The following is a 21029-nucleotide window of genomic DNA, read 5'->3' on the forward strand; positions in this document are numbered from 1 at the left end:
TACTGAAACCTGTTCCATGCACCTGCTGTCCACGCGCCCCGGCGGCTTCGTCGAGGATGAGAGCATCGTCACCCGCCTCGACCAGACGCCGGCCGACATCGTCATCCTGAGCTCGGCCGACACCACGCTGGCCCTGCTGTCATCGGCTGTGGCCGCGCTGGCCGGGGCGTCGGCGGACTTCCCCTCGGTGCGGCTGGCCAATCTGCTGTACCTGCGCCAGCCGGCCTCGCTGGACCTGTATGTGGACGAGGTGCTGCGCCATGCGCGCGTGGTCATCGTGGACCACCTGGGCTCGGAGTCGGCCTGGCCCTACGGCATCGAGCAGATCGGCTCGCTGGCGCGCCGCAAGGGCCAGCGCCTGGCCATGTTCTCGGGTGACCTGCAGGAAGACCCGCACCTGCTGGCGCGCAGCACGCTGCCGGCCGCCGCCTGCCGCCAGCTGTGGCAGTACCTGCGCTCGGGCGGCGCGGCCAATGCGCGCGAGTTCCTCAAGGCCACCGTCTACCACGGGCTGGACCGGGGCGATGCGCCGCTGCCGCCGCGCACCCTGCCGCAGGCGGCTGTCCACGTTCCCCCGGCGCTGTTCGCTGCCAGGAGCCATGCCCAGGCCCAGGTCCATGCCCATGAGGTGGCCGGCATCGACGACCTGCAGCGCGCCTGGACGCCGGGCGCGCCCACCGTGGCCCTGGTGTTCTACCGCTCCCACCTGCTGGCGGGCAATACGGCGGCCTTCGACGCCATGGCCCTGTCGCTGCAGCAGCGCGGCATGAACCCGCTGCCCGTGGCGCTGGACTCGCTCAAGGACCCGCTGTGCCTGGCCACGCTGCGCCAGCTCTGCGAAGACCATGCCGTGCAGCTGGTGCTCAACACCACGGCGTTCTCGGCGCTGGAATCGGGCACGGCCCTGGCCGGCGATGCGCCCGTGCTGCAGGTCATTGCCAGCGGCGGCAACCGCGAGGACTGGTGGGCCGACAGCCAGGGCCTGCGCCCGCGCGACATCGCCATGCAGGTGGTGCTGCCGGAGATGGATGGCCGCATCATCACGCGCGCCATCAGCTTCAAGGGCCTGTCCCACCGCTGCGCCTTCACCCAGGCCGACGTGGTGGCCTACCAGCCCGAGCCCGACCGCGTGGATTTCGTGGCCGACCTGGCCTGGCGCTGGTGCCGCCTGCGCAGCCTGCCCGCGCGCGACAAGCGCCTGGCCCTGGTGCTGGCCAACTATCCGGGCAGCGAAGGCCGCATCGGCAGCGGCGTGGGGCTGGATACGCCGGCCTCGGTGATCGCCATCCTGCAGCACCTGGCGGCCGAAGGGCACGAGCTGGGCGACCCCGCGCAACTGCCCGCCGATGGTGAGGCGCTGATGCACACCCTGCAGCAGGGCATTGCCAACGACCCGGCCCAGTGGCCGCTGCGCCCGGCCTGGCAAAGCTATGCGCTGGATGAGTACCTGGCGCGCCTGGCCGCGCTGCCGGACGGCATGGCCGACGCCATTACTGCGCGCTGGGGCGCGCCCGAGGCCGACCCTCTGCTGCGCCAGGGCCGCTTCATGATCGCGGGCCTGCGCCTGGGCCATGTCTTTGTCGGCATACAGCCGGCGCGTGCATTGGTCGGTAAAGGCATGGGCGCGCAGGACTATGCGAGCTACCACGATGCCGAACTGGTGCCGCCCCACGGCTACCTGGCCTTCTACTTCTGGCTGCGCGACCGCTTTGCCGTGGACGCCATGGTCCACGTGGGCAAGCATGGCAACCTCGAATGGCTGCCGGGCAAGAGCCTGGCGCTGTCGGGCGCGTGCTGGCCCGATGCCATCCTGGGCCCACTACCCCATCTCTACCCCTTTATCGTCAACGATCCCGGCGAAGGCGCCCAGGCCAAGCGCCGCAGCCAGGCCGTGATCATCGACCACCTGATGCCGCCGCTGACGCGCGCCGAAAACCACGGCCCGCTGCAGGACCTGGAGCGCCTGGTGGACGAGTACTACGACGCCCTGCTGGTCGATGCGCGGCGCGGCGCGCTGCTGCGCCGCCAGATCCTGGACATCGTGCGCCGCCAGCACCTGGACCAGGAGCTGGACCTGGCGCCCGGTGCCGCGCAGGACGACGATGCCGTGCTCGAACGCATAGACGCCTACCTGTGCGAGCTCAAGGAAACCCAGATCCGCGACGGCCTGCATGTCTTCGGCGCCTCGCCGCAAGGGCGCCAGCGCCGCGACACGCTGCTGGCGCTGGCGCGCTTCCCGTCGGACGAAGGCCAGGGCCTGATACAGGCGCTGGCCGCCGACCTGCTGGACAGCCCCGGGTTCGACCCGCTGCGCATGGAGCCTGCACGCCCCTGGATCGGCGCGCGCCCCGCCGCCCTGCAGGCCGTGAGCGACGAGCCCTGGCGCCATGAGGGCGACACGCGCGAGCGCCTGGAACTGCTGGCCCAGCAACTGCTGGAAGGTGAGGCCCCGGCCGGTGACTGGCCGCAGACACGCGCCGCGCTGGAACAGGTGCATGCCGTGCTGGCGCCCGCGCTGGATGCCTGCGGCGGCGAGGAACTGCGCCAGCTGCTGCGCGGGCTGCAGGGCCGCTTCGTGCCGCCCGGGCCCAGCGGCTCACCCTCGCGCGGGCGGCCCGACGTGCTGCCCACGGGGCGCAATTTCTACACGCTGGACACGCGCGCCATTCCCACCCAGGCCGCCTGGGAGCTGGGCCAGCAGGCCACGCTCAGGCTGCTGGAGCGCTATCTGCAGGAGCATGGCGAGTACCCGCGCACCCTGGGCCTGTCGGTCTGGGGCACGGCCACCATGCGCACGGGCGGCGACGACATCGCCCAGGCCTTTGCGCTGATCGGGGTGCGCCCCAAATGGGCGCCCGGCAGCCAGCGCGTGGTGGACTTCGAGGTGGTGCCGCGCGTGGGCATGGGCCGGCCGCGCGTGGATGTGACGCTGCGCATCTCGGGCTTCTTCCGCGATGCCTTCCCCGGCGCCGTGCAGATGTTCGACGCGGCCGTGCAGGCCGTGGCCGCGCTGGACGAAGACGCCGAGGACAACCCCATACGCGCGCGCATCCTGGCCGAGGCCGAGCAGCTGCAGGCGCAGGGCATGGACGCTGCGCAGGCCCGCCTGCAGGCCGGCTGGCGCGTGTTCGGCGCGCCGCCCGGCCACTATGGATCGGGCCTGGGCGGACTGTTCCAGAGCGGCGACTGGCAGGGCGATGCCGACCTGGCCCAGGCCTACCTGGGCTGGAGCCAGCACGCCTACGGCCAGGACGCCGAGGGCGTGCCCGCAGGCGACGCGCTGCGCCGCCGCCTGGGTGAGCTCGACGTGGTGGCCCACAACCAGGACAGCCGCGAGCACGACATCCTCGACTCGGGCGACTACTTCCAGTTCCAGGGCGGCATGGCCTCGGCCGTGCGCCACCTCTCGGGCCGCCAGCCCGCGCTCTACCACGGCGACCACGCCAACCCGGCCCAGCCGCGCGTGCGCTCGCTCAAGGAGGAGATTGCGCGCGTGGTGCGCTCGCGCGTCACCAATCCCAAGTGGATGGACGGCGCCAAGCGCCACGGCTACAAGGGCGCCTTCGAGATGGCGGCCACGGTGGACTATCTCTTCGGCTTTGACGCCACCACGCAGCAGGTGGGCGACCACCAGTACGCTCTGGTGGCCGACGCCTATGTGCTGGATGTGGCCACGCGCGACTTTCTCGTGCAGCACAATCCGCAGGCCCTGCGCGACATGCTGGAGCGCCTGCTCGAAGCCATGCAGCGCGGCCTGTGGGAGCAGCCCGGCGACTATCGCCAGCAGCTGGAAGACCTGCTGCTGGAACATGAAAACCATCTCGAAGGATTGCGCGGATGACCGCCTCCCCTGACCTGGGCAGCGGCGCCCAGCCCGCGCTGCCGCCGCTGTTTCCCTTTGCCGCCATTGCCGGCCAGCCCCTGCTGTGCCAGGCGCTGCTGCTGGCCGCCATCGACCCGCAACTGGGCGGCGTGCTGATCGAGGGGCCGCGCGGCACGGCCAAGTCCACGGCCGCGCGGGCGCTGGCCGAGCTCATCGATGCCGCGCCCTTCGTCACGCTGCCGCTGGGCGCCTCGCTGGAGCATCTGGCCGGCTCGCTGGACCTGGGCCAGGCCATGGCCGGCCATGCGCTCAAGTTCGCGCCCGGCCTGCTGGCGCGCGCCCATGGCGGCGTGCTCTATGTGGACGAGATCAACCTGCTGCCCGATGCCCTGGTCGATGTGCTGCTGGATGCGGCCGCCAGCGGCGTCAACGTGGTCGAGCGCGACGGCATCTCGCACCGCCACGCGGCGCGCTTCGTGCTGGTGGGCACCATGAACCCTGAGGAAGGTCAGCTGCGCCCGCAGCTGCTGGACCGCCTGGGCCTGTGCGTGCGCCTGGCCAATGTGGAGGATGCGGCCCAGCGCCAGGCCATCGTGCGCGCGCGGCTGCTGTTCGATGCCGACCCGGTCGCCTTCCGCGCCCGCCATGCAGACGCCCAGGCCGCGCTGGCTGCCCAGCTGCGCACGGCGCGCGAGCGCCTGCAGCCGGCCGGCGCGCTGCCCTGGTCCGACGCGGTGCTGCAGGCCGCCGGAGCGCTGTGCATTGCCGCCCAGGTGGACGGCCTGCGCGCCGACCTGGTGCTGCTGCGCGCCGCCCGCGCCTGGGCCGCCTGGCTGGGCGATGCCGAGGTCACGCCCGACCATGTGCAGGCCGTGGCCGAGCTGGTGCTGGTGCACCGCCGCAAGCCGGGGGCGCCGCAGCCGCAGCAGCCATCCCCACAGCAAGCGCCATCGAATCCGCCTTCGCAGTCACCGGCACAAAGCCGGCCGCCTGCAGAATCCACGGCCAACGGCGCAGGCGACAGCCCGCCCTCCGAGGCTGACTGGGGCGCCATGCCGCCCGAGCCCGTGGGCCTGCTGCGTGTCGCCGTGCCCTCATTGCTGGCCCGCGAGGCCGCAAAGGCGGGAGTGCCCGCCACAAAAAAAGCCTGAGCCCCCGCGGCCCCGCGCCACAGGCAAGGGCTGCGGGGGCGGGCCAGCAGGCGGCCAGCCAGCCCCGGCTGGCCCAGGCGCAAGGCGGGCCGCCCACCGGCAGCTGGGACTGGCCGCGCACGCTGGCCGCGCGCGGCGCCCAGGCGCTGGCGCCTGAACATCTGCAGCGCCGCCGCGAGCCGCCGCAGGCCACGCGGCTGCATTGCTTTGTGCTCGATTGCTCGGCCTCCATGGCCGGCAGCGGTGCACTGGCGCGGGCCAAGGGTGTGCTGCTGTCGCTGATGGAAGAGGCCTACCGCCGCCGCGAGCAGGTGGCGCTGATCTGCTTTGCGGGCACGCGCGTGGAATTGCGCCTGCCGCCGCGCAAGGCTGCGGCCTGGAATGACGACTGGATCGCTCCCATTGGCGGGGGCGGCGGCACGCCGCTGCAGGCGGCCGTGGAGCAGGCGGGCCAGTTGCTGCAGCGCCATTGCGGCGCAGAGGCCTCCTGCCAGGGCTGGCTGTGGCTGCTCACCGACGGCCGCACGCGCGAGCGGCCAGCGCGGCCTGCGGCGGCGCAGGAGGCGGGCATCGTGGACTTTGAATCGGGCCGTGTGCGCCTGGGCCGGGCCGCTGCGCTGGCCGCCGCCTGGGACGCACGCCATGTGCGGGCTGATGATTTCGCAGGCTGATCTGCGGCTCTGACGAGGTCAGGCCGGCCAGCTCAGCTCGAACAGCGCGCCGCCACGCTCGCCCTGCAGGCACTGCGCCCGCCCGCCATGGGCCTGGGCAATGGCCTGCACCACGGCCAGGCCCAGTCCGCTGCCGTTGCCTGCACCCACGCTGGCATTCCTTCGGCTGCGGGCGCCTTCACCGCGCTGGAAAGCGTCGAAGATGCGCGGCGCAAGGTCCGCCGCCACGCCGGGGCCGCTGTCTTCCACGCGCACGGTGCACAGGCCGTGGCGCACGCGCGCGGCCACCAGCAGGGGGCCGGGCTGGGCATATTGCATGGCGTTTTCCAGCAGGGCCAGCAGAGCCTGGCGTATGCGCACGGGGTCGCAGACCACGGGCTGGTCATCGAGCTCCATCGCCAGCTGCAGGCCCGCCTGCTCCAGCGCCGGTCCCACGGCCAGGGCGACCGAGCGCACCTCGCCCGCCAGGCAGGTCTGGCGCAGCTGCAGTTGCAGATGGCCGTTTTCCTGCAGGCCCAGCAGGCGCAGGTCGTCGATCAGGCGGGTCAGCCCCTCGACCTGGGTCATCAGGCTGGCCAGCATGTCCTTGCTGGGCAGGAAGACGCCGTCGGACAGGCCCTGCAGCCGCCCGCTGAGGATGGTCACGGGCGTGCGCAGCTCATGGGCGATGGCCGCGCTCCAGAAGGCGCGCTCCTGCGCCATGCCTTCCAGCCGCCGGGCCAGGCTGTTGAAGTCGTGCACCAGCTGCGCGGCCTCGTGCAGCGCGCTGTCGTCCGTGCTGGCGCGCGCCGACAGGTCGCCCTCGGCCAGCTGGCGCAGGCTGATGGCCACCGAGTCCAGCGAGGGCAGGATGCGCCGCGACAGCCGCGTGGCCACGAAGATGGCGATCAGCATGGCCACCACCAGGGTCAGCAGCACCCAGGCCAGCTCCACGCTGGAGGGCATCCAGCCGTCGGAGACGCTGGCCGGGTGAAAGGTCAGCAGCAGCGCATAGAAGGCGTACGAGCCCAGCACGCACAGCACCACCACGGCCAGCGTGACGGCCGACATGGTCAGCACCACCTGCCGGCGCAGCCCGGCCGCTGCGCTCATGGGTCCATCCCCAGCCGGTAGCCCACGCTGCGCACGCTGTCGGGCATGCCCTGCAGGCCCAGGCCTTCGAGTTTCTTGCGCAGCTTGCTGATGTGGCTGTCCACGGTGCGCTCCAGCGTGTGGCCTTCGGGCAGGCAGCTCAGCAGCAGCTCGGCGCGGCTGAACACGCGCCGGGGCGAACGCACCAGGCTGGCCAGCAGGTTGAATTCGGTCACCGTGAGTTCGGGCACATGCGTGGCGCCCTGCACCTGCACGCTGACCTCGCGGCTGTCCAGGTCCACGCGAAAGGGGCCGGCCTGCAGCAGCTTGGTATCGCGGAGCCGGCCCTGGCCGCAGCGGCGCAGCACGGCCTGCACGCGCGCCACGACCTCGGCCGCGTTGAAGGGCTTGCCCACGTAGTCGTCCGCGCCAATGCGCAGGCCGATGAGCTTGTCCACGTCCTGGTTGAGTGCGGTGAGCATGATGACGGGCGTGTCGCCGCGCCGGCGGATTTCGGACAGCACCTGCCAGCCGTCGAGGCGTGGCATCTGCACGTCGAGAAGAACGAGATCGGGTTTCAAGTGGTGGTGCAGTTCAAGGGCCTGCTGGCCATCGGCGGCATGCACGGTGCGCAGGTCGCTGCGGGCCAGGTAGGCGCACAGGATGTCTGCGATCTCGGGCTCGTCCTCGGCAACGAGGATGAGCGATGTCGATGGCTGGAAAGGCAAGGGCTGAGCAATGATAGAAGCCATTTTGGGGTCGCGGCGGGGGCTGTGTTCATCTCCATCGTTCTTCCACATTTCCCGGGCCGAAATGCCATCGAAAGAACGCAAGCTGTTTCCCTGTGCCGCCGCAATTGGCCGGCATGCGAAACAAATCCCTGAATATGAAGTCACAGCGGCAATGCCGTATGAGCGGGTGGGAGAGCTGTTAGCTTTGCAGCGGCTCCATGGATGAATGGCCCTGGCGGCAACACGCCGCAGGCCGAAGCCGCACCGGCAGGAGTTTCCTCCATCCCCATGCCTCCTGGCAATCTGGATTTGCATCCGGATGGCCCCTCAGATGTGTCGGCGCCAGGCGCCGTATTTTTTCCGCAGCGCGCCCTGGCGTGCATTGAAAACCAGACCTCGCGTCCATGCCACAGTTCTTCATTCACCGGCCCGTCTTTGCCTGGGTCATCGCGTTGTTCATCGTGCTGCTGGGCGTGCTTGCCATTCCGCAATTGCCGATCTCGCGCTATCCCACGGTGGCGCCGCCCACGGTGAGCCTGTATGCCACCTACCCGGGCGCCACGCCCAAGACGCTCAATGACTCCGTGGTCTCGCTGATCGAGCGCGAGCTGTCCAGCGTCCGCCACCTGCTGTACTTCGAGTCCTCGGTGGACACCTCGGGCTCGGCCGAGATCAAGGCCACCTTCAAGCCCGGCACCAACCCCGAGCTGGCCCAGGTGGATGTGCAAAACCGCATCAAGGCCGTGGAGCCGCGCCTGCCGCAGGCCGTGCGCCAGAACGGCCTGCAGGTGGAGTCGGCCACGTCGAGCTTTCTGCTGCTGGTGGGCCTGATCTCGCCGGGCGGCGAGTTCGACGAGCTGGCACTCAATGACTACATGGCGCGCAATATCGTCGAGGAACTGCGGCGCATCGAGGGCGTGGGCCGCGTGCAGCTGTTCGGCACCGAGCGCGCCATGCGCGTCTGGGTCGATCCGGCCAAGCTGATCTCCTACGGGCTGTCCATGGGGGACCTGACCCAGGCCATCCAGCAGCAGAACATGCAGATCGCCCCGGGCCGCGTGGGCGATGCGCCCATCGCCCCGGGCCAGCGCGTGACCACGCCGCTCACCGTGCAGGGCCAGCTGACCTCGCCCGAGCAGTTCGCGGCCATCGTGCTGCGCGCCCATGCCGACGGCTCCCGCCTGGTGCTGGGCGACGTGGCGCGCGTGGAGCTGGGTGCGCAGTCCTATGCCTTCTCCAACCGCGAGGATGGCAAGCCCGCCACCAGCGCCGCCGTGCAGCTGTCGCCGGGCGCCAATGCCGTGCGCACGGCCGCCGCGGTGCAAAAGCGCATGGCCGAGCTGGCCTCCATCCTGCCGAGGGGCATGGAGCACACCATCTCGTTCAATACCGCGCCCTTCGTCAAGATCTCCATCGAGAAGGTGGTGCAGACCCTGGTCGAGGCCATGGTGCTGGTGTTCCTGGTGATGTACCTGTTCCTGCAGAACCTGCGCTACACGCTGATCCCGGCCATCGTGGCGCCCGTGGCGCTGCTGGGCACCTTCGCCGTGATGCTGGTGGCGGGCTTTTCCATCAACGTGCTGACCATGTTCGGCATGGTGCTGGCCATCGGCATCATCGTGGACGACGCCATCGTCGTGGTCGAGAACGTGGAGCGCCTCATGGCCGAGGAAGGCCTGTCGCCGCGCGATGCCACGCTCAAGGCCATGAAGGAGATCACGGGCGCCATCATCGGCATCACCCTGGTGCTGACGGCGGTGTTCATTCCCATGGCGTTCGCCAGCGGCTCGGTGGGCGTGATCTACCAGCAGTTCACGCTGTCCATGGCCGTGTCCATCCTGTTCTCGGCCTTCCTGGCCCTGAGCCTGACGCCGGCGCTGTGCGCCACCTTGCTCAAGCCGGTGGCGGCAGGCCACCACGAGAAGAAGGGCTTCTTCGGCTGGTTCAACCGCGGCTTCGAGCGGCTGACGAACCGCTACGAGGCCCATGTCTCGGGCCTGGTCCGGCGCACGGGCCGCATGATGGTGCTGTTCGCGGCCATCGTGGCCATCCTGGTGTTTGCACTGCGCCAGCTGCCCTCGGCCTTTCTGCCCGAGGAGGACCAGGGCTACTTCATGGCGTCCATCCAGCTGCCGGCCGATGCCACGGCCGAGCGCACGCTGGACGTGGTCAAGCGCTATGAGGAGCATGTGGCGCAGCGCCCCGGCATCGCCTCCAGCATCTCGGTGCTGGGCTTCAGCTTCGCGGGCTCGGGCCCGAACGCGGCCATGGCCTTCACCACGCTCAAGGACTGGGACCAGCGCGACGGCGCCACGGCAGGCGAGGAAGTCTCGCTCGCGCAAAAGGCCATGGAACACGCCCCCGAGGGCGCCATCATGGTGCTGCAGCCCCCGGCCATCGACGAGCTGGGCACCTCCTCGGGCTTCACCATGTACCTGCAGGACCGCACGGGCCAGGGCCATGCCGCGCTCAAGTCGGCCACCGACCAGTTGCTGGCGCTGGCCGGCAGCAGCAGCGTGCTGGGCTCGGCCTACCAGGACAGCCTGCCCTCGGGCACCAGCGTGCGGCTGGAGATCGACCGCCAGAAGGCCCAGGCCCTGGGCGTGGGCTTTGCCGCCATCAGCGAGACGCTGTCCACGGCCATGGGCTCGCTGTATGTCAACGACTTCCCCAACGCCGGGCGCATGCAGCAGGTCATCGTGCAGGCCGACGCGCCCGCGCGCATGCAGATCGATGACGTGCTCCGGCTGAACGTGCGCAATGCCTCGGGCGGCATGGTGCCGCTGGCCGAGTTCGCCACGCCCGTGTGGTCGGAGACGCCGCTGCAGCTGGTGCGCTACCAGGGCTTTTTGGCGTCGCGCATCTCGGGCACGCCTGCGCCCGGCACCTCCAGCGGCGCGGCCATGGCCGAGATGGAGCGGCTGGCGGCCCAGCTGCCGCCCGGCTTTGCCGTGGCCTGGACCGGCCAGTCGCTGCAGGAGCGCCAGTCGGCCGCGCAGGCGCCCCTGCTCATGGCCCTGTCCATGCTGGTGGTCTTCCTGGTGCTGGCCGCGCTGTACGAGAGCTGGTCCATCCCGCTGTCGGTGATGCTGGTCGTACCCCTGGGCCTGTTGGGCGCGGTGGCGGCCGTGCTGCTGCGCGGCATGCCCAACGATGTGTTCTTCAAGGTGGGGCTGATTACCATCATCGGCCTGTCGGCCAAGAACGCCATCCTGATCGTGGAGTTCGCCAAGCAACTGCGCGAGGAAGGCCAGGACCTGCGCGAGGCCGCCATCAAGGCCGCACGCCTGCGGCTGCGGCCCATCCTCATGACCTCGCTGGCCTTTGCGCTGGGCGTGGTGCCGCTGATGCTGGCATCGGGCGCCAGCGCCGAGACCCAGCACGCCATCGGCACGGGCGTGTTCGGCGGCATGGTCAGCGGCACGGTGCTGGCCGTGTTCTTCGTGCCCGTCTTCTTCGTCTTCGTCCTTGAATGGCAGCGGCGCATCGCCGGGCCGCGCGGCAGCGCGCGCCGGCCGCCGCCTGCTGCCGACCCCGGAACCTGAACCATGCCTCTCTGGATCGCGCTCAACGCCCTGTGCTTTCAGGGCCGCCCGCCGGCACAGTCTTCAAACCCTTGCGCGCCATCGGCGCCTGCAGCCCCTAAGCGGCAGGCCGGGCCCACCGGACCCGAGCCGCCGCGTGCAAACGCAGGTGCGCATGTTGGCCGCCGTGGCGCCGGTGGCGCCCCCTCCGGCACGGCCAGCACGTCCGTCCCATGATTTCTATAATGGCGGCTTCGTTCGCCATTGCAGGAGGTATTCGTCCCATGCGCCATTGATGCTGCCGCTGTCCCAGCGGCCCGCTTTTCCCGACCCTGCCCACCGCACGCGCAATGCATGCAAAGCGGCAAGGAACTGCGTTGGCATCCATGAACCGCGATATGACGAATACCACGATCACGCTCGACGGCGTTTCCTGCGTGCTGCCCGATGGCAGCCCCCTTTTCTCCGATCTTTCCGAAACCCTTGATCACCGCCGCACCGGCCTGGTGGGGCGCAACGGCGTGGGCAAGTCGCGGCTGGCGCGCATCCTGGCCGGGCTGGATGCGCCCTCGCAGGGCCGCTGCCTGCGCTCGGGGCAGGTGCTGTACCTGGCCCAGCGCACGGACTGGCATGACCAGCCTTCGGTGGCGGCGCTGGCCGGGCTGCAGCCCGCGCTGGAGGCGCTGGCGCGCATCGAGGCCGGCAGCTGCGATGCCCGGGACTTCGAGCGGCTGGCCGACCGCTGGGATCTGCGCCAGCGCCTGCAGGCCCAGCTGGAGCTGGCGGGCCTGGGCCATCTGCGTGCCGATACGCCGGGCCACGCCCTCAGCGGCGGCGAGGCCATGCGCGTGGCCCTGGCGGGCGCGCTGCTGTCGGGCGCCGACCATCTGGTGCTGGACGAGCCCAGCAACCACCTGGACCGCGAAAGCCGCCAGGCCCTGGCCGCGCAACTGCAGCGCTGGCCCGGTGGCCTGGTCGTGGTCAGCCATGACCGCAGTCTGCTGCAGGGCATGGAACGCATCGTGGAGCTGTCGCCGCAGGGGCTTCGCAGCTACGGCGGCGGCTACGCCTTCTATGCCGATGCCAAGGCGCGCGAGATGGCCTCGGCGGTGCAACTGCTGGAGCAGCGCAAGCTGGAGCGCCGCCGCGAAACGCAGCAGCTGCGCGAGCAGCAGGAGCGCCAGCAGCGCCGCGAGGCACGCGGCCGCCGCCAGGGCCAGGAGGCCAACCAGGCGCGCATTCTGCTGGACCGGCAAAAGGAGCGCAGCGAGGCGTCGGCCGGCCGCCTGCGCCGCCAGCATGCAGACACGCGCGAGGCGCTGGACCAGCGCGTGCGCGAGGCGGCGCGCCAGATCGACCATCAGGCGGCCATCCGCATGCAGACGCAGCCACCGGCCGGTGCTCCCTGCGACGTGGTGGCGCTGCTGGACGATGTGCTGCTGCCGTTTTCGCTTTCCACGGGGCCGCGCCTGAACCTGTCTCTGTACGGCGGCCAGCGTCTGGCCGTGACCGGTCCCAACGGCTGCGGCAAGACGCGCCTGCTGGATGTGCTGTCGGGCCGCCTTGCGCCCCAGGCGGGCGACGTGCGCCGCATGCAGGCCTGTGCCTACCTGGACCAGCGCCTGTCCCTGTTGCAGCCCGGGCGCACGGTGATGGAGCAGTTGCAGGACGCCTGCCCCGGCACCCCCGTGGATGTGTTGCGCACGCGGCTGGCCTGGCTCGGGCTGGCGGCCCGGCAGGTGGAGCAGCCTGCGGGCCGGCTCAGCGGCGGCGAGCAGCTCAAGGCCGCCCTGGCCTGCGCGCTGCATGCCGAGCCGCCCGCGCCACTGCTTGTGCTGGACGAGCCCTGCAACCACCTGGACCTGCCTTCCCTGCAGGCGCTGGAGGCCATGCTGCGCGGCTACGCCGGCACGCTGGTCGTGGTCTCGCATGACGAGGATTTTCTGCAGGCCATCGGGCTGACCGACCGCCTGGTGTGGTCGCCGCAGGGCTGGCGAATGGAGTCCGCCTAGCTTTCCTGCGCTATCAGCGCCTGCAGTGCGCGCACATCGGTCACCAGCAGCGCCTGTCGCCCCTCCTTGCGCAGCAGGCCGCGCCGGGTGAGGGCGCCCAGCTCGCGCGTGACCTGCTCGCGGTTGGTGCTGATCTTGCTGGCCAGCACCGAGTGCGAAGGCACGGGGCTGATGAGGGCCGTGTGCTCGGACGAGACGCCCGCCTCCCGCGCCAGGCGCAGCAGCTCCATGTGCAGGCGCGTGAGCACGCCCAGGGTGCTCAGCTCCATGACGCGGTCGGTCAGCCGCCGCACCAGGCCGGCCAGGCCCTCCATCATGCGCAGGGCGATGGCAGGCTCGCGCGCCAGCAGGGCCAGGAAGTCCTGGCGCGAGAGGCTGGCCAGCAGCGAGGATTCCAGGGTGACCACATCGGTGGAGCGGGCCTGGCCGTCAATGGCCGCCAGGTCGCCGAAGTGTTCGCCGGGCCCGTAGTCGCGGAAGCTGACCTCGCGCCCGCCCGGCGAATAGGTGGTGATGCGCACGCGCCCGCTGACCAGGAAGAACACGTCGCTGCCCGTGGAGCAACGGCTGAACACGGGCTGGCGGGCCTGCAGAGGGCGCCATTCGCAGTCGGCGGCGATGCGGTCCAGGCTGGCGCTGCCCAGGCCCTCGAACAGGGCGATGCCGCGCAGGGCGAAACTGGAGGGCTGGGTGGGGTGGGCCATGGAACCAATAGCGGGCGTAAGGTACAAAGATTCTGGATCGGCCAGGCCCGGCCTAAGTTCCTTCAAGCTGCCGTTCTTGCGGTCTTCTCCTGTCTTCTTCCGCCGTCGGGCGCATCATCGCTTTCCATGGCCCGTGTCCCTCATCCGGCTTTGCCGGCTCTGCCGTCCCTGCGCAGCCTCCACTGGTCCACCGGCCTGGTGCTGTGGACCTATGCGGCGCTGCACCTGTCCAATCACGCCCTGGGCCTGGTCTCGCTGGGCACGGCCGAGGCCGTGCGCGAGGGGGTCCACGGCGTGTGGCGATCCCTGCCCGGCAGCCTGCTGCTCTACGGCGCGCTGGCCGTGCACATGGGGCTGGCGCTGCAGGCGCTGGCGCGGCGGCGCAGCCTGCGCATGCCGGCGCTGGAGGCCGTGCGGCTGCTGCTGGGACTGGGTCTGCCGCTGCTGCTGGCCCTGCACGTGCCGGCCACGCGGCTGGCGCAGGAGGCCTGGGGCGTGGACCCCTCGTATGCGCGCATCGTGCGTTCTTCCTGGAATCCGTCCAGCATGGCCATCCAGCTGCTGCTGATGACGGCTGCCTGGACCCATGGCTGCATGGGCCTGCACATGGCCCTGCGTGCGCGCGGCTGGTGGCGGCGCTGGCAGCCGCTGCTGCTCACGGCCGCCGTGCTGCTGCCCGTGCTGGCGGCGCTGGGCATCGTCTCCATGGCGCGCGAGATCGCGGCTGCCGGCCTGCCAGCGCCGGCCGGCCCCTCGCCCGAGGCATCGCAGTGGCTGCGCGCGCTGACGACCGGGCTGCGCCAGGGCTGGCTGGCCTGCCTGGCCGCGCTGCTGGCCGGCCCCTGGCTGTGGCGGCGCATGCGCCTGCGCGGCGCCCGCCAGGTGCTGCTGCACTATCCGGGCCGCACCGTGCAGGTGGCCCAGGGCATGAGCGTGCTCGAAGCCAGCCGCGAGCATGGCATTGCCCATTTGTCGCTGTGCGGCGGCAGGGCGCGTTGCTCCACCTGCCGGGTGCGCGTGTCCGGCCCGGCGGCCCACCTGCCTGCGCCGGGGCGGGACGAGCGCCTCACGCTGGAGCGCGTGGGCGCGCCGCAGGACGTGCGGCTGGCCTGCCAGCTGCGGCCCACGGGCGATGTGCAGGTGGCGCCGCTGTTCCGCTCGCCGGCAGCCGCCCAGGCCGGGCGGGGCGACGGGCAGCGTGAGGTCCGCGAAGTGCGCGCGGTGGCCATCCTGTTCGTGGACCTGCGCCGCTGGTCGGGCCTGGCCGAGCGGCAATGGCCCGTGGACCTGTCCTGGGTGCTGGACCAGTATTTCGAGCGCGTGGGCCAGGCCGTGCACGACAGCGGCGGCATGGCCAACCAGTTCATCGGCGACAGCGTGATGGCCATCTTCGGCCTGGATACTGACCTGGACACGGCCTGCCGCCAGGCCGTGCAGGCCAGCGCCCTCATCGACCGGCGCATGCAGGAATGGAGCCACACCTTCGAGGCGCAGTTCGGCCAGCCGGTGGATTTCGGCATGGGCCTGCATGCGGGGCGCGCCGCCGTGGGGCGCGTGGGCTTCGAGCACACCACCACCTTCACGGCCGTGGGCGAGGTGGTCAACACGGCCAGCCGCCTGCAGGAATACACCAAGAGCGCCCAGGCGCGGCTGGTGCTGTCGCTGGAGGTGGCGCGCCGCGCGGGCGTGGCCGATGGCCTGGGCGAAGTCCGGCAGGTGCAGGTGCGCGGGCGCTCCGAGCCCTTGCAGGCCCTGCATGTGGCGCGGCCCGGCCTGCAGTGGCCCTGAGCGTGGGAGCCGGAGAGTTTGCGCAAAGCTGTGCGTTTAGGCACTGACGCGCAGGCGGGCGAAGACGAGACTGCAGCCATGCAGAACGCAATCACGCGCTGCAGGATTTGACAAAGGATTCGCCATGAAGCACGCAAAGACCCTCTTCGCCATCACCGCCCTTTCTGCCGCCCTTTCCTCCGCCTTGTGGTCGGGCATGGCCTCGGCCGCCACGGTATCTGCAGAAACCTGGTTCGGCGCCGAGCCCGTCGCCTCCGGCCCCGCGCTGTCGCGCGCCGAAGTGCAGGCCGACCTGGCCCTGTGGAACCGCGCCGGCCTCAACGTCTACCGCGAGTCCGACGTGAACCACTGGGATGCCGACTACCAGCAGCGCCTGGCCCAGTACCAGCGCATGCGCAGCGGCCCCGAGTACCTGGCCGAAGTGCAGCGCCTGGGCGGCTCGGTGAAGGCGGCCGAAGGCCAGGGTTCCGGCCGTGTCCCGGGCTGATGCGATGACGCGCGCCGCCACGCATCGCGCTGCCCACGCCGCAGCATCGCCCTGGGCCGACTTCGCACCGCTGCTGGCCCGGGTGCTGCTGAGCCTGCTGTTCATCTACAGCGGCATCGGCAAGCTGATGGGGCCGGAGGGCACCATGGCCTATATCGCCAAGGCGGGCCTGCCGCTGCCCATGCTGTCGTATGCCATGGCGCTGGTGGTGGAGCTGGGCGTGGCCACGGCCCTGCTGCTGGGCTGGCGCACCCGCGAGGCCGCGGCCGTGATGGCCGTGTTCAGCGTCATGTCGGCGCTGATGTTCCACAACCAGTTCGGCGACAAGGGCCAACTGGTGCAGTTCCTGAAGAACCTGGCCATCGCCGGCGGATTCGTGCAACTGATGCTGGCGCCCGTGGCGCGCTGGAGCCTGGACGCGCGGCGTTGAATGCGAGCCAGTGTTGTGCACTGAACACTGCCAATGAAACCGGCGCTGCCCAAAGCCGGGGACACCGAGGTAGGGCCGCCCCGCCCCGAGGGTGTCGTCCCCCTCCCTCGCGAAGCGAGTAGAGAGGGGGAAGGCGCGTAAGCGCCTCAGGGGGTGTCTATTGTTTTCACACTTTGATGCCCTTTTCAGCCAGGCGTCGGGCGTAGGCGGCCAGGATCAGCCGCTCCGAATGCACCAGGTAGTCATTGAGCGCGGCAGCGGCCTCGGCCGGCTTGCCGTCCTCGAACTGCTGCAGGATGCGCGCATTCATGTCCACATAGGGGGCATGCAGGAAGTGCGGGTCGCGCAGCAGGCCGAAGGCCAGCCGCAGCTCGGCCAGCAGGTGCTCGAACATGGTGTCCAGGCGCTCGCTGTCGGCCAGCTGCACCACGGCCTTGTGGAAACTCATGTTGGCCGTGCCCACGCCCGACCAGTCCTGGGCCTCGCGGTGGCGCTGCGCTGCCTCCACGGCTTCGCGCATCAGGCTGCGAGCCGGGTGCATGGGATAGGCCTGGGCCAGCGCCTGGCACTCCACCATGCGGCGCACGCGGTAGATGTCGATGATGGAGGCGATGCTGGGCGCCGCCACCGACACGCCCTTGTTGGGCTCGTGCACCAGCAGCCCCTCCTTGGTCAGCAGCCGAAAGGCCTCGCGCAGCGTGTTGCGCGAGATCTGCAGGCTTTCGCTGAGTGAGGCCTCCGACAGCTTCTGCCCGGGCTCCCAGGCACCATCGATGAGCTTGCTGCGCAGCTGCTCGGTCACGCGGTCGGTCAGGTTGAGGATATCGGTGCTGCGGGTCATGGTGATGGGGGATGCAAGGGTCGATGGGCAGTGTAGCCAGGGCCGGCACTCCTGCCGGCCTCGCGCGGTGCTCAGTTGTCGTGATGCAGCCGGGTGAAGGTCTGCAGGGTGCTGTCCACGGCCTTGTCGTCAATGTGGCGGTGCGTGACCAGGCGCAGCAGGCCCGCGCTGCCCGTGCGCACCAGTACGCCGGCTTCGGCCAGGCGTGCCTCCCAAAGGCGCGCATCGGCCGCGCTGGTGCCTACGCGCACCTGCACGATGTTGGTCTGCGGCAGTTCGGCCGCGCACCATGCCGGGTGGATGGCGCGCAGGCCCTGGTGCAGGCGGCGGGCGCGTGCGTGGTCCTCGGCCAGGCGATCGACCATGTGCTCCAGCGCCACCAGGCCCGCCGCCGCGATCACGCCGGCCTGGCGCATGGTGCCGCCCAGCATGCGCCGTATGCCGCGCGCCCGCGTGATGAAGTCGGCCGGGCCCATGAGCACCGAGCCCACCGGAGCCGACAAGCCCTTGGACAGGCAGACGGTGACCGAGTCCGTGTGCGCGGCGATCTCGCGGCAGGACAGGCCCAGTGCCACGGCGGCATTGAACAGGCGCGCGCCATCGGTATGCACGGGCACGCCATGGCGGGCGGCCAGGGCATGCAGGGCCGCCAGCGACTCGGGCGCCGCCACGCTGCCGCCCCGTGCGTTGTGGGTGTTCTCCACGGCCACGAGGGCGCTGGGGCAGCGCGCGGATGCCGAGGTGTCCAGCGCCGCCTCCAGCGCGGGCAGGGCGATCAGGCCGCCGTCGCCGGGCAGGCTGCGGTAGTGCATGCCGGTCAGGCCTGCGGCTGCGCGCTCGGCGTTCAGCAGATGGCTGCCGGCCTCGGCCAGCACCTCGCCGGGCATGCGGCCATGGGCGAGCACGGCCACGAGGTTGCCCATGGTGCCGCTGGCCACGAACAGGCCTGCGGCCTTGCCAAAGCGCTGGGCGGCTGTCTCTTCCAGCGCACGCACCGTCGGGTCGCCGTCCAGGCCGTCGTCGCCCAGCGGGGCGCAGGCCATGGCTTCGAGCATCTGCGGCGTGGGGCGCGTGACGGTGTCGCTGCGCAGGTCAACGGCGTCGTGGTGATGGTGCAGGGAGGGCATTCAGTCCGCCTTGATGTTGCGTTCCTTGATGACGCGGGCCCAGCGTGCGGCGTCGGTCTCCATCTGGGCCCCGAACTCCGCCGCAGTGCGGGGCGTCAGTTCCAGCCCCAGGGACTGCAGCTTGGCCTGGAGCGCGGGCGTGGCCATGGCGCGGGCCACGGCATCGTGCAGCGCGGTCTGTATGCCGGGGGGCAACCGGGCAGGCGCCAGCAGGCCGAACCAGTGCAGCACGGTGAGTCCGCGCACGCGGCTTTCGGCCATCGTGGGCACCTGGGGCAGGGCCGGCGAGCGCTGGGCACCGGTGGTGGCCAGGGCGCGCAGCGCGCCGCTTTTGATATGGGGGATCACGGTGGGGGCCGAGGAGAACATGCTCTCGGTATGGCCGGCCACCACGTCGGCGACGGCCTGGCCCGAGCCCTTGTAGGGAATGTGGGTGATGAAGGTGTCCGTCTGCTGCTTGAACAGCTCGCCTGCCAGATGCGTGGCCGTGCCCGTGCCGCCCGAGGCGAAGTTGATCTGGCCGGGCCGTGCCCGGGCCATCGCAATGTATTCCTTCACGCTCTGCGCCTTGAGCGTGGGGTTGACGGCCAGCACCAGCGGCGAGGAGCCGATCAGGGCCACGGGCGTGAAGTCCTTGAGCGCGTCGTACGGTGTCTTGTAGAGACTGGGCGTGATGGTGTGCGGCATGTCGGCCAGGAGCAGCGTGTAGCCGTCGGGCGCGGCGCGTGCCACCAGCTCGGCGCCCAGCATGGCCGAGGCGCCTGGCTTGTTGTCCACGACCACGGGCTGGCCCAGTTCGCGCGACAGCTCCGTGCCCAGCGCGCGGGCGATGTTGTCCGAGCCGCCTCCGGCCGTGTAGGGCACGACGATGCGCACGGGCTGCGCAGGCCATTTCTGCGCCAGCGCAAGACCGGGCAGGGCAGCCGCTGCCAGGATGAGCAGGCGGCGCTGCAGGCCCCGGTGCGAAGCGGGATGAAAAGAGGGGTGCAAGGCAGGGCGCGGAAGTGGGTGACGTTCGGCAGGCATGGCGAAGGCTCCTTGGTGCAGCGACAGGAAGAAACGATGGGCCGATCCGCCAGCGGCCTGGCCCGCAAGCCACCCGCCTTCATCAACCGATGAAGCGCCCCGCATTGCCCAGCACGCCCAGGTCGATGAAGCTGGAGCCGACATGGGGCGTCTGGCCGCTGTAGTCGATGACGAAGCCGCCCATGTCCCAGTTGCGGATGCCGGCCAGCGCCGAGCGCAGCTTGGCCTGGCTGGGGTCGCGGCCTGCGCGTTCCAGGCCCTCGGCCAGCACGCGTGTGTTCACATAGGCTTCCAGCGTGCCCAGCGAGAACTCCTGCTGCCCGTGGGCGCGCATGGCGGCCTGGTAGTCGCGCACCACCTGCAGCTTGGCCTGGTGGGGCGCGGGAACGACCATGGTCAGGGCAATGCCCCGGGCGTCCTCGCCCAGCGGCTTGAGGCTGTCGTTGGGCAGGGTCACGCTCAGGCCGGTGAGCAGCACGCCGGGCGCGCTCTTGCGCAGGCCGCGCACCAGATCGACCGACACCGTGCCAGCCGTGGCCAGCAGCACGGCCGAGGGGTGGGCCGCGTCCACTTTGTTCAACACATCGGCCAGATTCTTGCCATCGGTGGCGATGGCCGCCTGCACGGCGGGGGCCATCTTCTCGGCCTCCAGGGCGCGCGTGGCGTCCTCCAGCATTTCGCGGCCGTAGGCGTTGTCCAGGTAGACGATGCCAATGCCCTTGAGCCCCATGCCCGCAAGGCGCTGGACCAGGCGGCGGACCTCGGTGGTGTAGCTGGCGCGCACATGGAAGACGTTGCGCGATCCCTTGCGCAGCGACGAGGCGCCCGTGAACGGCGCCACATAGGGAACGCCGGCTTCCTCGATCAGCGGGATGACGGCGGCGTTGTTGGGCGTGCCCACGCAGGACAGCAGGGCAAAGGCCGTGCCCTTGGAGAGCATCTGCCGCACGTTGTCGGCCGAGCGCTGGGGCACGTAGCCGTCGTCAACCATCTGCAGCTGCAGCGTGCGGCCCTGGATGCCGCCACGTGCGTTGATCTGCGCCATGGCCGCTTCCGTGCCCAGCTTGATGTCGGAGCCGAACCCGGCCAGCGGGCCGCTCATGGCGGCCGAGCAGCCGATGGTGATGGTCTTGGCGGACAGGCCTGCCTCGTCGGCGAAGGCATTGCGCACGAAGGCCGGCGCCAGCGCGGGAACCGCTGCGATGGCTGCAGCACGGGGAAGCAGGGAAACAAGTTGACGGCGTTGCATGGATTCAGAGCTCGGACAAAAGGGATGGGAGCAGGAAGGTGCCATTCACGCCGACTGCCACGCGTGCGCCGCAGGCCGGGAGGGCGGCCCATTGTAGGAGGCGGCCTCGTCACAGGCGATACCGGGGCAGGGGCATTGTTGTGTTCATGCCTTCTATGGATGTTCAATATCCGATAGTTTTTGTCATTTGAAAACCCCGTGCGTGCTCAATCCTTGGGCAACGATATGCGGGTTTGTACTATCAGCATGCGCTGATTGTCTTATTCACAATTCGTTTCTGTAAGACAAATTCTTTGTTTTGTTGAACAAAACCAGGTTGGCAGCGCACTCCACGCCACCGGGTTGGGCCTGCGGGGCGGCTTGACGGCCGCACCGCACCGCGGGGTGTGAAGGG

At 70.5% G+C, this 21029-nt stretch carries 15 protein-coding genes; 8 read left to right on the top strand and 7 right to left on the bottom strand.

Features of this window, described 5'->3' with window-relative positions; genetic code table 11:
• Positions 1-16 precede the first annotated feature (16 nt).
• The 3 genes from cobN (at position 17) to INR38_RS00800 (ending at position 5645) form a co-directional block, all read left to right on the top strand.
• A complete protein-coding gene (gene cobN, locus INR38_RS00790; RefSeq protein ID WP_207441548.1) occupies positions 17-3841 on the top strand; it encodes a cobaltochelatase subunit CobN in 3825 nt (1274 codons plus the stop codon).
• Positions 3838-4974 carry an AAA family ATPase gene (locus INR38_RS00795; protein WP_207441549.1) on the top strand — a complete coding sequence of 379 codons (1137 nt, stop codon included), beginning with the start codon at positions 3838-3840 and terminating at the stop codon, positions 4972-4974. Before cobN ends, INR38_RS00795 begins: the two co-directional genes overlap by 4 nt.
• Before the next feature lie 209 nt (positions 4975-5183).
• A complete protein-coding gene (locus INR38_RS00800; RefSeq protein WP_256974381.1) occupies positions 5184-5645 on the top strand; it encodes a VWA domain-containing protein in 462 nt (153 codons plus the stop codon).
• Positions 5646-5663: 18 nt separating this feature from the next.
• On the opposite strand, the gene INR38_RS00805 is transcribed toward INR38_RS00800, so the two are convergent.
• Together INR38_RS00805 and INR38_RS00810 are read right to left on the bottom strand one after the other, a co-directional pair.
• Positions 5664-6737 (bottom strand): ATP-binding protein, encoded by a 1074-nt coding sequence (locus INR38_RS00805; protein WP_012207540.1) that lies wholly within the window; start codon positions 6735-6737, stop codon positions 5664-5666.
• On the bottom strand, positions 6734-7468 hold the full coding sequence (locus tag INR38_RS00810) for a response regulator (protein ID WP_016448779.1): 735 nt from the start codon (positions 7466-7468) through the stop codon (positions 6734-6736). The genes INR38_RS00805 and INR38_RS00810 overlap by 4 nt, the downstream gene beginning before the upstream one ends.
• A gap of 383 nt (positions 7469-7851) precedes the next feature.
• On the opposite strand from INR38_RS00810, the gene INR38_RS00815 reads away from it, so the two are divergent.
• Positions 7852-10992, top strand: coding sequence for an efflux RND transporter permease subunit (locus INR38_RS00815; protein WP_207441551.1), 3141 nt, complete (start codon positions 7852-7854; stop codon positions 10990-10992).
• A gap of 365 nt (positions 10993-11357) precedes the next feature.
• Entirely contained in the window at positions 11358-12983 is a 1626-nt protein-coding gene (locus INR38_RS00820) for an ABC-F family ATP-binding cassette domain-containing protein (protein WP_207441553.1), read from the top strand.
• Here the strand turns inward: INR38_RS00820 and INR38_RS00825 are convergent.
• Entirely contained in the window at positions 12980-13687 is a 708-nt protein-coding gene (locus tag INR38_RS00825) for a Crp/Fnr family transcriptional regulator (protein ID WP_207441555.1), read from the bottom strand. The two genes, INR38_RS00820 and INR38_RS00825, sit on opposite strands and share 4 nt — an antisense overlap.
• Positions 13688-13813: 126 nt before the next feature.
• Here INR38_RS00825 and INR38_RS00830 point away from each other — a divergent pair, with 126 nt between their 5' ends.
• The 3 genes from INR38_RS00830 (at position 13814) to INR38_RS00840 (ending at position 16392) form a co-directional block, all read left to right on the top strand.
• Entirely contained in the window at positions 13814-15475 is a 1662-nt protein-coding gene (locus tag INR38_RS00830; protein WP_207441556.1) for an adenylate/guanylate cyclase domain-containing protein, read from the top strand.
• 124 nt (positions 15476-15599) lie between these two features.
• On the top strand, positions 15600-15962 hold the full coding sequence (locus tag INR38_RS00835) for a DUF4148 domain-containing protein (RefSeq protein WP_043791808.1): 363 nt from the start codon (positions 15600-15602) through the stop codon (positions 15960-15962).
• Complete coding sequence (locus INR38_RS00840) at positions 15949-16392, top strand: DoxX family protein (protein WP_227468487.1); 444 nt, start codon at positions 15949-15951, stop codon at positions 16390-16392. Before INR38_RS00835 ends, INR38_RS00840 begins: the two co-directional genes overlap by 14 nt.
• A gap of 166 nt (positions 16393-16558) precedes the next feature.
• Here the strand turns inward: INR38_RS00840 and INR38_RS00845 are convergent, their stop codons facing one another.
• From INR38_RS00845 to INR38_RS00860, 4 genes are all read right to left on the bottom strand, one after another.
• Positions 16559-17233, bottom strand: coding sequence for a GntR family transcriptional regulator (locus tag INR38_RS00845; protein ID WP_012207532.1), 675 nt, complete (start codon positions 17231-17233; stop codon positions 16559-16561).
• Positions 17234-17304: 71 nt separating this feature from the next.
• Positions 17305-18360: a GntG family PLP-dependent aldolase gene (locus tag INR38_RS00850; protein WP_123690239.1), complete on the bottom strand. Its 1056-nt coding sequence runs from the start codon at positions 18358-18360 to the stop codon at positions 17305-17307.
• Positions 18361-19386 carry a tripartite tricarboxylate transporter substrate binding protein gene (locus INR38_RS00855; protein ID WP_207441557.1) on the bottom strand — a complete coding sequence of 342 codons (1026 nt, stop codon included), beginning with the start codon at positions 19384-19386 and terminating at the stop codon, positions 18361-18363.
• 82 nt (positions 19387-19468) lie between these two features.
• Positions 19469-20635: an ABC transporter substrate-binding protein gene (locus INR38_RS00860; protein ID WP_043825611.1), complete on the bottom strand. Its 1167-nt coding sequence runs from the start codon at positions 20633-20635 to the stop codon at positions 19469-19471.
• Between the last annotated feature and the right edge of the window lie 394 nt (positions 20636-21029).

Origin of the sequence: Delftia sp. SD018 (assembly GCF_017355445.1) — a bacterium.
In the GTDB taxonomy this organism is placed as follows: domain Bacteria; phylum Pseudomonadota; class Gammaproteobacteria; order Burkholderiales; family Burkholderiaceae_C; genus Comamonas; species Comamonas acidovorans.

Coding starts and splice junctions, on each gene's coding strand:
- cobN (WP_207441548.1), top strand. CDS start 17: ATGCACCTGCTGTCCACGCGCCCCGGCGGCTTCGTCGAGGATGAGAGC.
- INR38_RS00795 (WP_207441549.1), top strand. CDS start 3,838: ATGACCGCCTCCCCTGACCTGGGCAGCGGCGCCCAGCCCGCGCTGCCG.
- INR38_RS00805 (WP_012207540.1), bottom strand. CDS start 6,737: ATGAGCGCAGCGGCCGGGCTGCGCCGGCAGGTGGTGCTGACCATGTCG.
- INR38_RS00810 (WP_016448779.1), bottom strand. CDS start 7,468: ATGGCTTCTATCATTGCTCAGCCCTTGCCTTTCCAGCCATCGACATCG.
- INR38_RS00815 (WP_207441551.1), top strand. CDS start 7,852: ATGCCACAGTTCTTCATTCACCGGCCCGTCTTTGCCTGGGTCATCGCG.
- INR38_RS00820 (WP_207441553.1), top strand. CDS start 11,358: ATGAACCGCGATATGACGAATACCACGATCACGCTCGACGGCGTTTCC.
- INR38_RS00825 (WP_207441555.1), bottom strand. CDS start 13,687: ATGGCCCACCCCACCCAGCCCTCCAGTTTCGCCCTGCGCGGCATCGCC.
- INR38_RS00830 (WP_207441556.1), top strand. CDS start 13,814: ATGGCCCGTGTCCCTCATCCGGCTTTGCCGGCTCTGCCGTCCCTGCGC.
- INR38_RS00835 (WP_043791808.1), top strand. CDS start 15,600: ATGAAGCACGCAAAGACCCTCTTCGCCATCACCGCCCTTTCTGCCGCC.
- INR38_RS00845 (WP_012207532.1), bottom strand. CDS start 17,233: ATGACCCGCAGCACCGATATCCTCAACCTGACCGACCGCGTGACCGAG.
- INR38_RS00850 (WP_123690239.1), bottom strand. CDS start 18,360: ATGCCCTCCCTGCACCATCACCACGACGCCGTTGACCTGCGCAGCGAC.
- INR38_RS00855 (WP_207441557.1), bottom strand. CDS start 19,386: ATGCCTGCCGAACGTCACCCACTTCCGCGCCCTGCCTTGCACCCCTCT.
- INR38_RS00860 (WP_043825611.1), bottom strand. CDS start 20,635: ATGCAACGCCGTCAACTTGTTTCCCTGCTTCCCCGTGCTGCAGCCATC.